Here is a 12,931-nt window from a genome sequence, read left to right on the forward strand (position 1 = left end):
AAACGACGGGTATACTAAGATCTTTAGTGTACCCGAGTTTTTTCGTTTTAATAGAACGATGAAATGTTCGATGAACGTAAAGCCTTTGCCTAATTGGAGCTGATAACATCATGTATAAAGTATTGCTGGCGGACGACGAAAAGCTGGATTTGGAAGGTATGCGTGCTTTTATTCCTTGGACAGATCTCGGTATGGAAATCGTAGCGGGTGTGATGAACGGATTTGATGCTTGTAAAGTGCTGGATACGGAAAAAATAGATATTCTTGTAACTGACGTCCGTATGCCTAATATGACGGGGCTTGAGCTGGCTAGACGCGCACTCGAGATGTCGAAGGATATTAAAATTATTTTCGTAAGCGGATATCAGGATTTCAGCTATGTTAAGCAGGCATTGTCGCTTAATGCTGTCAATTATGTTTTAAAGCCGATGGATGATCAGGAGCTGATTGATTCCCTGCTAAAGGTTCGAGATGTTTTGGACCATGAGCAAGAGAGGCAAAATACATATGGTCAAATGGTTCCGATCGTAAAAAATGAATATATGCTGCAATTGCTTGAAGGAACGAGCGATGACAAAACCATTGAGGTATTGAGTCAAGAATATGAGATGAACCGTTTTCTCTATCCCGGCTTAGTAGCCGTAATTGAAGTGGATGATTTGTCTTGGAAACTGAACGATGAGACGCGGGCAGAGCAGGATGAGATTCAGCAAGTGGTATCGATCTGTAAGGAGTTTGGCATTTCGCATATTTGTAAAATAAGCAAATTCAGGGTTGCGATTCTAATTGAGCAATCGGATAAAGATGTTTTGCCACTCAAGATCGTTAATCGAGTCAACGAACAGCATGCCTTCTCCATTACCGCAGGCGTTGGTGAATTATGTGATTCAATCAACGAATTCTCGGCCTCCTATCGTCAGGCCGTTGAAGCTTTGGATTTGAAAATGTTTTACGGCAAAGGAAAGGTCATTGGCCACGGTGAGGTTAGGCCGGCAGAGAAAGAGGATGTCAAGCATCTCGATGCGAAGCTGGAAGCCTTGTTTGTTGCGATGTCGGGTTATGAGCTCGTTCGCATTCATGATGAGCTGGATGACTTATTTCAGGTTGCCAAAAGCTTAAAGTCAAAGTTTACGCTGCGCAACTATGCGCTTTATATCGTAATGAAGCTTGATAATTATTTGCAAAGAACGAATGAAAATGTATTTCAGCTGCTTGGCATGGAGCTGAATAATTACGATATCATTATGCAGTTTGAGACGATCAACGATATTCATGTGTGGCTGAGACGCAGGGTTTACGAAATATCCGAAACTTTGCAGGCAAACAAGCACAAAAAAAATTGGAAGCTTATTAAACAAATGATTGATTATATGAAAGAACGTACACATGATAATATTACATTGCGTGATTTGGCGGAGCAATTTTCATTATCGCCGAACTATCTTGGCCTTATTTTTAAAGAGGAGACAGGTAAAAACTTCAGCGAATATTTTATTCAGCTGCGCATGGAGAAATCGTGTGAGCTGCTCAAAACAACAAACATGAAAATTTATGAGATAGCAGATCAAGTAGGCTATCGTCACTTGCCATATTTCAGCAAACAATTTAAAGAAATGTACGGTATGACGCCGTTGGAGTTTAGACGAAAATGACCAAACATAAGAAGGAGCATCGTTATATTCCGTTTGGGATTAAAATTATGCTCACCTACAGCTTGTTTATCATGGTGCCGGTGATCCTAATTGGCTATGCAGCGAATGTTATTTTTACAAGCTCCATTCAAGAGCGAACCCGCGAGATTAATCTTGGTACGCTGGCTCAGATGAAGGACAATATTATGTACAAAATGGAGGATGTGTCACGTATATCCGGCATGCTTTATTTTGACAGTAATCTTGCATCCTATTTGCGTCATTATGAAGAAGGCTGGGTTAGCTATGAAGCCACGACGAAGCAGCTCCTTCCAAAAATGCAAACAACGGTGGAGGCAGCAAGCAATAAAATGCGCCTTGCAGTCTATCTACATAACAATACATTGCCGGAAATTTATCACAATTATAATAATACCGATCCGCTTAACGCGGAGGGGCCATTATTTGATTTGTACCATATTTCTAGAATTAAGGACAGGGCATGGTATATAGATTACCCCGTGGAGCGGTATGGCGAGACCATGCAGTGGAAGCAGGTTGAAGGGGATACAAAATTCGGGCATATTTCCTTGCTTAGAAGACTTGTTAATATGAATGATCCCATTACGCTTGAGGAAATTGGTTTCGTTCGTATTAGCCTGAGACTTACCGATCTGCTTGAGAGCGTTGATTCTGAGAAAATCGGTAAAGGAACGAAAATATTTGCACTCAACGAGAATGGAAGAATTATGTTCTCCTCCGGTGATACCCATTTTAATATTGGTGAATCGCTGAGTGAAGCGGAAATGGCGAACTATTGGGCCGTAGAGGAAAAGATACCACAGCTGAATTGGAAGCTGCTCGCACTCGTTCCAACCGATATTATGGAGAAGGCTACTGACAAGGTAAAGTTTTGGACCTTCTTAATTTGCTTGGCTTGCTTTGTTGTATTTTCACTTGCAGGCTTGTATATTTCTCGCTTTTATTCCCGTAAGGTTATCAAGATCGTTCGTGTGCTGGATGCCTTTCAAGAAGGGAATTTCAAGAAAAAGATTCATTTTAAAGGGAAGGATGAATTTACGCGCATTTCCTTTGCTTTAAACGATATGGGTCATAATATTGACGGATTAATTCAAGAAGTCTATATGACAAACATGAAGAAAAAGGAAGCGGAGCTGGAATCGCTGCAAGCGCAAATCAATCCGCATTTCTTGTATAACACATTGTCTTCGATCAGTAGATTGGCTAAGTTTGGACAGGTAGATAAGCTGCAGCGAATGGTGCTTGATTTAGCGAAATTTTACCGGCTATCTCTGAATGAAGGTAGAACTGTTATTCCGATTCGGAATGAGCTGGAGCAGATTAATGCCTATATCAATATTCAGAAGACAAAATTCGAAGACGGTATGCAAATCTGGTTTGACATTGATCCTGATATTTTAAGATTTACGACCGTAAAGCTTATTTTACAGCCCTTTATCGAAAATGCGCTTGAGCATGCTTGGTATGGAGCACAGATTAACATTCGAATCGTAGGCAAGATGGAGGGAGATTTAATAACCTTCCAAGTCATTGATGACGGCGTTGGCATTAATCCTGAGATTTTACGCCAAATGTCCGATCCTATTGAGAGAGTGAATGTGGGCTACGGGGTTCGGAATGTGGACGAGCGGATCAAGCTTCATTTTGGAGCAGAATACGGCGTTCGTATCGTGAGCAAAAGAGGAATGGGCACATCCATTTCGATTACTATTCCAGCTAGAATTAAAGATATGGAACCAGAACGTCCTATTTAGAATAGGACGTTTTTTTTATGCATTTCGTTTTTTGCCAAGCGGCTAAGGCAGCAGCTCCAAAAATCGTTTGGATGCTGCGGATTGCGGCACACCGCGAAGCGTTGCGATACCAATGCTGCGTGCGGGGATGGGCGGGATCAGCGGAATTTCGACAAGCTCGCCTGTAGCAAGCTCATCAGCAGCATAGCTGCGAACGAGGAAGGCCAGCCCAAAGCCGCTTCGTGCGAACTTTGCAAGCAGATCCATGCTGCCAAGCTCAAGCTCTGGATTGAGCTTTGTACCATGCGCTGCGGCATACTCGTCAAGGAACTCTCGTGTGCCCGCTCCTTTTTCTAGAAGCAATAACGGGTGCTTACTAATATCCTCAAGCTCGATGGCGGTATCACCAAGAGATGAATAAGCGGGACCACCGACGAGTATATCCTGCAAGGGCACACTTAACCGAAAGTCTAGCTGACTGTCCGAAGCAGGCATATGTACAATGCCGAAATCAATTTTTCCTTCCTTTAGAAGCTGGATCGTTTCAGGGGTTGTTCGATTCGTCACACGAATGCGAATCTCTGGATATTCCGTATGAAACTGCTCCAAATACGGCATCAAATAATGCCTGCATAACGTGTCGCTTGCACCGATACTAATTTCACCGCTTTGCAGGTTGTGCATTTCTGCGAGCATTTTTTCCCCTGTCTCAATAAAGCTATACGCTTGCTCGATATATCGAAAGAGTACCGCGCCTTCAGTCGTAAGCTTAACCCCCTTGGCCATACGGAAAAAAAGCTGGCCGCCTAGCTTTGCCTCTAATTGCTTAATCGTATGCGTGACGGCTGGCTGTGTAATATAAAGCTGTTCTGCAGCGCGCGATAAGCTTCCTGTCTTAGCCGTCCAATAAAAGACGCGATACCACTCCATGTTTACGATCATAGCTATAATCCCACCTAATATGAACTATTAGTTATATCAATTATTTTAATGTCACATAATTCATTATAATAAACCTTAAAGGGCAATAACAACATTAGGAGGCGATTGAATTGACGGTAACCGCTATAGTGGGAGCGAATTGGGGAGATGAAGGCAAGGGAAAAATGACAGATGCGTTAGCTGCCAAATCCTCATTTGTCGTACGTTATCAAGGAGGCAGCAATGCTGGGCATACGATTATTAACAGCTACGGTAAATTCGCGATGAATATGCTGCCGTCTGGCGTCTTTTATCCAGAGATTACGAACGTCATTGGCCCAGGCACAGCTCTTGATATTGAAGTGCTGCTGCGTGAGAGGACTGAGCTGATAGCACGAGGAGTACCGGAGCCGCAAATTCGAATATCCGAACGAGCACAGGTTGTACTGCCTATTCACCGCTTATTTGACGAGCTGGAGGAGGAAAGGCTTGGCTCAAACGGCTTCGGATCGACGAAAAGAGGCATTGCTCCATTTTATTCTGATAAATATGCGAAGCTTGGCGTACAAGTTGCGGATCTGTATGATGAGCAGCGATTGCTGCAGCGTTTAGAGCAATCCTTGGCAGCCAAGAATGTACTGCTTGAGCAGTTGTACAATAGAAAGCCGATCAAAGCGGAGGAGGTTCTGACCGTGCTGCTCGAGCAAGCGGAGAAGCTGCGGCCTTTCGTTTGTGATACAACGAAGCTGTTAAATGATGCGTATCGAGCTGGAAAGTCGATATTGCTGGAAGGACAGCTTGGGGCGCTGCGTGATCCGGATCACGGCATCTATCCTTACTCCACATCATCGTCTACGCTGGCGGGCTTTGCGCCAGTAGGCGCGGGTCTTCCACCCTATGCAATTACGAGAATTATTGCGGTAGTTAAGGCGTATTCCAGCTGTGTTGGAGCCGGACCGTTCGTCAGTGAGCTGACAGGTGCGGAGGCTGATGAGCTTCGCCGTTTGGGAGGCGACGCAGGAGAATTTGGCGTGAATACAGGGCGCCCGCGCCGAATGGGGTGGTTTGATGCGGTGGCTACGCGTTATGGCTGCATGCTGCAAGGGGCTACGGAGGTTGCGCTGACCAATCTTGATGTTCTAGGATACTTAGATGAAATTCCAGTATGCATAGGTTATGAATTGGGTGGACAAATCATTAAGGACTCATTCCCAGTGACAGCAGCGCTTGCTTCCGCTAAGCCAGTGCTTAAGCGTTTGCCAGGCTGGAACTGCGATATTTCGCAAGCTACAACTTTTGAGCAGTTGCCTGAAGCAGCGCAGCAATACGTTCAGTTTGTGGAAGAAGCTATTGGCGTAAAAGTTGCAAGCGTATCGGTAGGACCGCGTCGTGAGCAGCTAATCACACGATGATTTAGTAAAAGAAAAGCAGAATCCTAATTGGATTCTGCTTTTTTGGCGCGTGGCCATAGGCTATAGCTAAAGCTGATGACAAAATCAATGACGAGAATGATCGACCATAAACGAAGCGTGTTAAATAAAACCTCCGTTCGCACCGCATCGCCAACCATTAAAATCATGCCATACAAAATGGCAGCGCCTATCACCCATGCGAGCAAGTGATGCAGCCAGCCATTTCGCTCGTAGCGAGCATGATCTTTGCCATATTTGGGCTTGCGAGCAGGAGCAGGTCCGCCGGCAAAGCGATGAGCAAACCTTTCATCAGCCCATTTGATCATCCGATGTCCCCAAGCGATGGAAACCCCGATATATATTGCAGCCAAGCTATGTGCGAAGGTAGCTGTTGCGCCGCCGCGGAGATCATAAATAGTAGCAATAACCAATGCTAAATCGATGAGAGGTGTTGCAATCAAGAATATAGCGCCTAGTTTTTTTAAACGGAAAATATAACGGCATAATAAGCCGATAAGTACAAATAACCAAAATCCTATCTCGCAGCCGATAATAAAAGCGGTAATCATGTGAAGATCTACTCCTTCTGTTAAAATAGGTACATGCAGTCAAAAGAATGAAATGAATTGTTAATTAGGGAAGGGTATGAATAAACGATGAAAAAAATACTCGTTGTTGGAAGCATAAATATGGATATCGTTAGTCAGGTCGAAAAATTCCCGCTCCCGGGTGAAACAATCTCCAGTGCAGCCACCTCGTTTTTTCCGGGCGGCAAAGGGGCAAATCAAGCGGTTGCAGCGGCTCGCGCAGGTGCGGAATGTGTGATGATCGGCGCAGTTGGCGAGGATCCTTTTGCTCAGACATTGATCACATCTTTACAAGATAATGGAATTTCCACTAGTCAAGTAATACGCAAGCAAGGATCATCAGGTTTCGCTATTATTACTGTGAATGGTGAAGGCGAAAACCATATTGTTTTATCGGAGGGTGCGAATGGTCAACTGACAGACAAGGATGCAGCCGCGGGTTATGGAGAGTGGTCGGATATTTATGCCGTGCTGCTTCAAAATGAAATACCGTGGGAGACGACGCTATCCGTCATGAATAGTGCTAGTAGCAGCGGCAGTAAAGTATTTTATAACCCTGCCCCGGCAAGGGCTATTCCTGAGCATGTTTTTCCGCTTATTGATACTCTTATTATAAATGAAACCGAGGCGGCTGTTGTTACGGGCTTAACGGTAAACGATGTATCCTCAGCGCAAGCGGCAGCAGAAGTAGTCATGGGCATAGGAACAAAAAACGTCATTATTACATTAGGGGAGAAAGGCTGTTTCTATCAAAATAAGCAAGGCGACACAGCTACGATTCCTGCGTTCAAAGTAAAACCTGTTGATACGACGGCAGCGGGCGATACTTTCTTCGGTGCATTCGCCGCTGCAAGCGCCGATGGCTGCCAGGCTGAACAGGCTTTGATCTTTGCAGCAGGAGCAGCAGCACTAGCCGTTACGAAGGAAGGTGCCCAAGCATCGATTCCCACTAAAGCAGAAATTGAAGTTTTTCTTCAAAGCGAACAGAAAAATTAAAAATAGGCTTGCTAAAACTAATGGTATTAGTTTATTATAAAACTAATATCATTAGTTTTTGTTGAGGAGGCCATTTGAAATGAGAATGACACGCGAGAAAACGGTTGTACAGCTGACCTATTTACCTAAGGTATTTCCAGTAAATTGTTACTTGGTAGAGGAGGCGGAAGGATTGACGTTAGTGGATGCCGCACTTCCAAACAACGTCAATGCCATTCTGAGGGCAGCGGAACAGCTTGGCAAGCCGATTACCCGTATTGTTTTGACTCATGCTCATGCGGACCACATTGGTTCGCTCGACGGGCTGAAAGAAAGGCTTCCAAATGCACAGGTGTTTATATCCAAGAGAGATGCAAGGCTGCTTAGCGGTGATCATACGTTAGATCCTAATGAGAGCAGCTTGCCCATACGTGGCGGTTTGCCTAAAAACGTTCGAACAAAACCTGATGTTTTGCTGGTGGATGGTGATCGCGTAGGCTCTTTGCTTGCGGTAGCTGCACCGGGACACACGCCTGGTTCAATGGCATTTCTAGATACGAGGAATGACATTCTCATCGTAGGAGATGCTTTTCAAACTAGAGCAGGCGTTGCAGTATCTGGACAGATAAAGCTGCTGTTTCCCTTTCCTGCAATGGCTACTTGGGATAAACAAACGAGTTTGGAGACGGCTCGAAGGTTAAGAGATTTGAAACCATCGTTGCTCGCTGCTGGCCATGGCAACATGGTGCTGCAGCCTAAACGTTTATTGGATAAGGCGATTGCCACAGCGGAACGTTTTTTGGTTAAATAAATAGGAGAGGGGGGGATTCTATGTCACCTAGAAGAGGGCTTGATTTGGCGACTATCGTAGAGGAAGCAGCTACCATAGCAGATGAGCTAGGCATCGAAGAGGTTACGCTGGCGACGCTTGCCAAGAAGCTTGGAGTGCGTTCTCCTTCATTATATAACCATGTGGATGGATTAAACGCTTTGCGCATCCAGCTGGCTATCTACGGTTTACAGAAGCTGCTTGCAGCGATAAATGAATCGTTACAAAATAAAGAAGGCGATGAAGCAGTTCATGCTATTGCTTCTGCCTACATTTCTTTTGCAAGAAAACATCCAGGCGTGTATGAGCTGACGCTGCGCTCGCCAGATGCGGATGAAGCAGAATATGCAGCAATTGGAGAGCAGCTTGTGGATTTGCTCGTTAAGACGCTAAGCTATTATGAGCTTGGGTATGAGAAGGCCATTCACAGTGTACGGGGATTGCGCAGCTTGCTGCACGGATTCGCTTCGATTGAACAAAAGGGTGGATTTGGCATGCCGCAGGCTATCGACGAAAGCTTAAATATTGTCATCCAAACGTATTTGAACGGTCTCCGTGTTAAATCATGATAGAAAAGAAGCAGGAGCCAGAGATGCTTAATGGAGTGGATAGGCTCCCGCTTCGATATTAAATTAAGGTTTGTTAGCTTTCCAAATATATTTGTATTCTTTTACGCCTAGTTTTCCATTGATTTGATTCTCTTCAACTTTGGCGTCGAAATCCTTGCTTAATGAAGGATCAGTATAGTCAGGATTCCCGGGAATGCCTGTGAGAAACTTAGCAAATTCATTTGTGTCTGGAAAATAGAAAACAGCTTGATTAAACTCTTCAATTTGAATATTTATAAATCCATTACTGTGTAATCTTTCTTTGACCATTTCTAGCGCGCCTGAGTGTATACCAAATATCGTGCCTCCCGAGCGTAGTATTCTGCTATGATTCAAAATGGACGTTGGTCCGCGCCTATCGTAAATAAAATCAAATTGCCCGTCGGTGAATGGCAAATCGGTTTTTGTAGTCGCGTAAATAAATGATATATTATGAGCTTGGCTCTCATCTCGCATGGAGTTGGCAATCTTAATCATTTCAATTGAATTATCAAATCCAACAATCGACTTAGCATGACGTGACATCTTTAGTGTAAAATCGCCGTGTCCGCAACCCGCATCAAGAACCGTATCAAATGCAGGCAGCATTTCAACTAATCTTTCTTCAAATAATTGCTCAGCTGAAATGCCTTCGATCGTAAATACCGCATTGCTTCGATATCCGCCATTTTTTCGTGCAATTCGATCGTACCATTCTATCCCCATCCGTTTACCCTCCTAGACTACTCGAATATGTTCTCACTGGCTTACTGCTTAGGTACATAGAAGCGATATGATGGCAGGCTCAATAGAGATGGGCTCTATCGTCGATTCGAATCTTTCTTGAACAAATCCGTCGCGATTAATTAAAAACTTGGAAAAATTCCACTTGATCCCGTCCCCAGCATATATTTCTGGGTATTTCTCTTGCAGGAAGTGCTGCATCCATTGTCCGCTCGCAGTCTCTGTGTCGAAGCCTTGGAACGGAGCTTGCTGCGTCAGATATTGAAATAATGGAAGAGCTGATGCTCCTCTCACATTCGTTTTCTCAAACAGCGGGAACGTAACTTTGTAGTTGATGTCGCAAAATTGCTTCACTTCAGAATTGCTGCCTGGCTCTTTCTCGTTGAATTGGTTGCAAGGAAAAGCGAGAATTTCGAATCCTTGTTCCTGATATTTTTCGTATAACAACTGCAGATCATTGAATTGACGTGAATAACTGCATTTGCTTGCCGTGTTGACGATCAAGATAACTTTTCCATGGTAGGATGACAGCTTTACTGTTTCTCCGAAAATGGAGATCGCTTGAAAATCATAAATCGACATGTGGTTAACCTCCCCTGTGTTACTGATTTATTTTTTCCTCAATAACTGCGTAATATGGAAACCATTTGTATGATTCAATCTATCATATAGCCAAATATTCTATTGGTCTAATATATAAAGAAAATAAGCGTTATAGGCAAATGCAATAAATAGTCGATGCCATTAGCAAAAATTATAAAGTTAATTTATTTTGCAGGAAAGAAAAATCCACATCCTCGTGAGGTTGTGGATTAGAAATCAACTTAATTTTTTGATTATAACAGAAGCATTTACATTTGTTTGAGTGCCACCGGTCAGAGTTTGCAGCGTAACGGCAGCGGTTGAACTATGATTTCGCAGTGTGAGAATACTTCCAGCCGCTAGAGCCATAATAGACTGCCCATTATTTTGCTGAGTACCAGCTCCTGAACCATATATGGATCCTGTAACTAGCGTACCATTTGAAAATAAGGCGAATTGATTCGGTTCTACTCCCGGCACTGAAAAAGTAACTTCATAATTTCCAGTGGTGGAAACGGTAATCTGACTGGTTCTAGGGGAATGCGTAATGCCGGGTGTGAAAATAACACTTGTATCAAAAGTAATATCTGCCTCCACAGGAACCGTTTGAGCGCTGATATTATAAATATATCCGGAACCTATTGGGGGAGAAATAGGGTAAATGATCGGCATTCATATTCAACTCCTTATTTATGATTAGAAGCTATGTAAGGAATTAATAACCTCTAATGAAAAACAATACCGACAATAAAAAAAGAAGTATTGTCGGCACCAAGTCAACAAACTAGGTTAGTTTACAACAAATTCGATTACAATTGGAGTCAAAGGATCGAGTGTATCACCGTCTGGTATGGTAATAGCAGTAGTCGTAACCGTTGATGTGTCTGCAGTTTGAATCTGTGCATTAATATAAAGATTGTAGTAAGCGGGAGCAGTTGGAAATGCTGTTGCAGCTGTACCGGTGTCATTCGTAGTTGCTGTTGCAAGAATATTATACGCAGCACCGACTCCAGTTCCGTCCCCTGCTGTGGCACTAAATCTTCTGGCAGCCATGAATGGTTTTGTGATTGGCATGTATATCACCTCTCTTCTCTCTACTAACTTATGCTAGTATTCGAAAAAGGGAAGGTTTGAATCGCGGAGTTTAATAGATTGAACTAAGGAACAACTATAGCCGAGAATGTAACGGTTTCGAGAATTACTGGTGTACCCGAATAAATAGTTTGATTATCGAGACTAATGTTCAAATTATTTTCATTAATGATATACAAACTGCCTGCTTGCAGTATCCCATTGATATAAAGATTGTTATAGCTATTTGGACCATTGCCTACAAAAGCAGTTATGAAAGCTCCCTCATCGTTTGTAAAATCATCGGCTGGAATCGTGAATTGGGATTCGGCATCTGAGGTCATCTTATAAAAAAATCTTTGGGCAGCTGGTAAAATGAGAATAGAAGGGACGATAATAGATCCCGATTCGCCTTGAGGTCCTTGAAGCCCTTGAAGCCCTTGAAGACCTTGAAGCCCTTGAGGTCCCTGAGGTCCTAGAGCACCTTGAAGACCTTGAAGACCTTGTCTACCTTGATGTCCTGAAGACCCCTGCGAACCTTGCGGTCCTCGAAATCCTTGGGAGCCATGTTGACAGGCAGCATGAGGCCGCCTTTTCTTGAAATTAATGATCTTTTTGTGCTTTTTCTTTCTTTTCATTGGGCATATACGAATTGTTTTCTTCTTTGTTGCGAGTGGATTTCCCAAGCTCATTCATACCTCCCTAAATAATAAACTGTATAGGGTATGATATGACGCTATCGAACAGCGGTATGGACTAAACATCCATTACAATTAGGCTGTAAACTATTTAAATGAAAATAGGTAACGGAGTAACCAACTGTTCCAATATAACTCTATTTATTCATCACGCAAAAAAGGAGCTGCCGTTCAAGGCTTATAGCCTCGAACAGCAGCTCCTTCTCTATTTTCAACCGCTTAATAAGCTTGTTGAATTAATGCGGCAGCGCCGATTAGTCCAGCGTCCTGCTGAAGCTTCGCGGGTACGATAGCCGTTTCCCTGCCTGATGGGTTAAGCGCGTTTTTGGAAACATAGTCTCTAACGGCTGCAAAAAGTGGTTCGCCTACTTGTGAGACGCCGCCGCCGATAACGATTTTGTTCGGATCAAGAATATTGATTAGCGATACGCAGCCCATGCCGATTGTTTTGAATACACGGTTAACCAGCTCGGACATTTGGAGGTCGCCTTGCGCCGCCAGCTCAAATGCTTCTTTGGAAGAGACGTCTCGGCCGAGCAACTCCGTCGCTTGACGGGCAACGGCTGTACCGGAAGCGACGACTTCCCATGGCGTACCGGCTTGATCCATAATCATAAAGCCAGCATCGCCGGCATTTCCTGTTGATCCAGTAAGCAGCTTGCCATGCATAAAGATGCCCGCGCCAATGCCTGTGCTTATCGTAATAAAGATGAAATGCTCGGAATCCTGTGCAGCGCCGACCCATTTCTCAGCAAGGGCAGCAGCGGTTGCATCATTCTCCATCTTAATCGGAAGCGGAAGATGGGCTTGCAATGCGTCTACAACGGGGAAACCCCACCAGCTTTTTAAGTTTGGAGGACAAGTCAACTCACCCTTTATCGTATTAAGCGGGCCGGGCGCGCCTACGCCAACACCTTTAAGCGTCTCTAGTGATAGCCCATTTTGCTCGGCCAGCTGCTTTACCGCGTCTGCAACCTGCGCAAGCATGTCTGCGGGCGTGATCTGCAGATTAGTTTTTAATGAACCTTTCGCAATAACGTTTCCTTGCTCGTCTACGAAGCCAAATGCTATTTTTGTTCCACCAATATCAATTCCTACTGCAATACTCACGTAATACCC

The 12,931-nt window shown here is 44.0% G+C and carries 14 protein-coding genes; 6 read left to right on the forward strand and 8 right to left on the reverse strand.

The genetic code is table 11. The features are described from left to right. The first annotated feature begins 110 nt into the window (after positions 1–110). The gene (locus AC1DM9_RS02770) at positions 111–1,652 is read left to right on the forward strand and encodes a response regulator (RefSeq protein ID WP_477578419.1); all 1,542 of its coding nucleotides are present in this window, start codon (positions 111–113) and stop codon (positions 1,650–1,652) included. Continuing rightward, positions 1,649–3,427 carry a sensor histidine kinase gene (locus AC1DM9_RS02775; protein ID WP_477578421.1) on the forward strand — a complete coding sequence of 593 codons (1,779 nt, stop codon included), beginning with the start codon at positions 1,649–1,651 and terminating at the stop codon, positions 3,425–3,427. Before AC1DM9_RS02770 ends, AC1DM9_RS02775 begins: the two co-directional genes overlap by 4 nt. Before the next feature lie 42 nt (positions 3,428–3,469). On the opposite strand, the gene AC1DM9_RS02780 is transcribed toward AC1DM9_RS02775, so the two are convergent. Further along, complete coding sequence (locus AC1DM9_RS02780; protein ID WP_477578423.1) at positions 3,470–4,348, reverse strand: LysR family transcriptional regulator; 879 nt, start codon at positions 4,346–4,348, stop codon at positions 3,470–3,472. Between the two features lie 110 nt (positions 4,349–4,458). Between AC1DM9_RS02780 and AC1DM9_RS02785 the strand changes: the two genes are divergently transcribed. Further along, entirely contained in the window at positions 4,459–5,739 is a 1,281-nt protein-coding gene (locus tag AC1DM9_RS02785) for an adenylosuccinate synthase (protein ID WP_477578425.1), read from the forward strand. A 23-nt stretch (positions 5,740–5,762) separates the two neighbouring features. Here the strand turns inward: AC1DM9_RS02785 and AC1DM9_RS02790 are convergent, their stop codons facing one another. Continuing rightward, positions 5,763–6,308: a hypothetical protein gene (locus AC1DM9_RS02790; RefSeq protein ID WP_441876492.1), complete on the reverse strand. Its 546-nt coding sequence runs from the start codon at positions 6,306–6,308 to the stop codon at positions 5,763–5,765. Positions 6,309–6,395: 87 nt separating this feature from the next. Between AC1DM9_RS02790 and rbsK the strand changes: the two genes are divergently transcribed. The 3 genes from rbsK to AC1DM9_RS02805 all read left to right on the forward strand — a co-directional run bounded on the left by rbsK (position 6,396) and on the right by AC1DM9_RS02805 (position 8,699). Beyond that, positions 6,396–7,322 (forward strand): ribokinase, encoded by a 927-nt coding sequence (gene rbsK, locus AC1DM9_RS02795; protein ID WP_477578427.1) that lies wholly within the window; start codon positions 6,396–6,398, stop codon positions 7,320–7,322. A gap of 79 nt (positions 7,323–7,401) precedes the next feature. Continuing rightward, positions 7,402–8,112: an MBL fold metallo-hydrolase gene (locus AC1DM9_RS02800; RefSeq protein WP_477578429.1), complete on the forward strand. Its 711-nt coding sequence runs from the start codon at positions 7,402–7,404 to the stop codon at positions 8,110–8,112. A gap of 20 nt (positions 8,113–8,132) precedes the next feature. Beyond that, complete coding sequence (locus AC1DM9_RS02805; RefSeq protein WP_477578431.1) at positions 8,133–8,699, forward strand: TetR/AcrR family transcriptional regulator; 567 nt, start codon at positions 8,133–8,135, stop codon at positions 8,697–8,699. 63 nt (positions 8,700–8,762) lie between these two features. Here AC1DM9_RS02805 and AC1DM9_RS02810 read toward each other — a convergent pair whose 3' ends face one another. From AC1DM9_RS02810 to AC1DM9_RS02835, 6 genes are all read right to left on the reverse strand, one after another. Next, positions 8,763–9,443 carry a class I SAM-dependent methyltransferase gene (locus AC1DM9_RS02810; protein WP_441876505.1) on the reverse strand — a complete coding sequence of 227 codons (681 nt, stop codon included), beginning with the start codon at positions 9,441–9,443 and terminating at the stop codon, positions 8,763–8,765. Between the two features lie 48 nt (positions 9,444–9,491). Next, positions 9,492–10,043, reverse strand: coding sequence for a glutathione peroxidase (locus tag AC1DM9_RS02815; protein ID WP_477578434.1), 552 nt, complete (start codon positions 10,041–10,043; stop codon positions 9,492–9,494). Positions 10,044–10,280: 237 nt separating this feature from the next. Beyond that, the gene (locus AC1DM9_RS02820) at positions 10,281–10,715 is read right to left on the reverse strand and encodes a BclA C-terminal domain-containing protein (protein ID WP_477578436.1); all 435 of its coding nucleotides are present in this window, start codon (positions 10,713–10,715) and stop codon (positions 10,281–10,283) included. 117 nt (positions 10,716–10,832) lie between these two features. Continuing rightward, a complete protein-coding gene (locus AC1DM9_RS02825; RefSeq protein WP_076267468.1) occupies positions 10,833–11,117 on the reverse strand; it encodes a DUF4183 domain-containing protein in 285 nt (94 codons plus the stop codon). 83 nt (positions 11,118–11,200) lie between these two features. Further along, entirely contained in the window at positions 11,201–11,806 is a 606-nt protein-coding gene (locus AC1DM9_RS02830; protein WP_477578438.1) for a DUF4183 domain-containing protein, read from the reverse strand. Between the two features lie 225 nt (positions 11,807–12,031). Beyond that, positions 12,032–12,922, reverse strand: a complete 891-nt coding sequence (locus tag AC1DM9_RS02835) for an ROK family protein (protein WP_477578440.1) — start codon at positions 12,920–12,922, stop codon at positions 12,032–12,034. Positions 12,923–12,931: the final 9 nt, after the last annotated feature.

Source organism: Paenibacillus sp. 01T431, from assembly GCF_056398625.1.